General features: G+C 58.7%; 1 protein-coding gene. It reads right to left on the bottom strand.

The features are described 5' to 3' along the window. Positions 1-86: 86 nt before the first annotated feature. Complete coding sequence (locus EOA22_RS36045; RefSeq protein ID WP_013531784.1) at positions 87-617, bottom strand: hypothetical protein; 531 nt, start codon at positions 615-617, stop codon at positions 87-89. Between the last annotated feature and the right edge of the window lie 86 nt (positions 618-703).

Here is a 703-nt window from a genome sequence, read left to right as displayed (position 1 = left end):
GTCCCGCTAGCAGCAGGAAGATCGCCAGGTTGAGCGGCTGGATGAAGAACCAGAAGATCTTGGAAAGGTAGAAGAACATTGGCTGCCTATCGTCGGCTCGAATTCTCACGACCGATGAAGTGCTCGACGGCACTTGTCACAGCCTCGGCCTCGGGCCGGCTCAACTCCCTGCCGAAAACAAGGACGCCGTTGGTGTTGGTCAACCTGATGACTTCCGACAGCCCCGCTTCATCCGTTGGATAGGTATGGTCGAGGATTTCGGCCTCAAGGTGCCCTTTCAAAGGCAATGAGGAACGATTTCGCACAAAACCCCTGACGTCGCGCACGGCTGCCACGTCGGTTAGCCGCAGGGTTTCCTTGCCGAACACCAGCCACATGAAATCCTTGCCGAGGAAGTAGGTGAAGAGGGCAATGATCGCAGTGAACGACAGCAGTCCGAGAGTGCCGCTGGCGACGTTTGCGGGCGACGTGTCGGTCAATCCCATGTAGCCGGTATAGGCAACGATCGCGGCCCCAACCAGGACGAAGCCCATCCTGAAATCCGAGATGCGCGGTGGGTTGGTTATCAGCAGTTCGTCTTCCGTCTCGACGATGGAAATGCGAGACGGGGGCGGCATGCTACCACCATTTCTCCGGCTGGAATGTGCCGGCGGCTTGCTCGAGGACGGCGGCGGTCTGGAACAGGGTTTCCTCGTCAAACGGC

The sequence above is a fragment of the Mesorhizobium sp. M7A.F.Ca.US.014.04.1.1 genome (assembly GCF_003998745.1).
GTDB lineage: Bacteria > Pseudomonadota > Alphaproteobacteria > Rhizobiales > Rhizobiaceae > Mesorhizobium > Mesorhizobium ciceri.
Note: the sequence above shows the minus strand (reverse complement) of the source record. Positions and strands in the feature narration are given on the sequence as shown.

Excerpts from the sequence above, each read along its gene's own strand:
- EOA22_RS36045 (WP_013531784.1), bottom strand. The coding sequence starts at position 617 with ATGCCGCCCCCGTCTCGCATTTCCATCGTCGAGACGGAAGACGAACTG.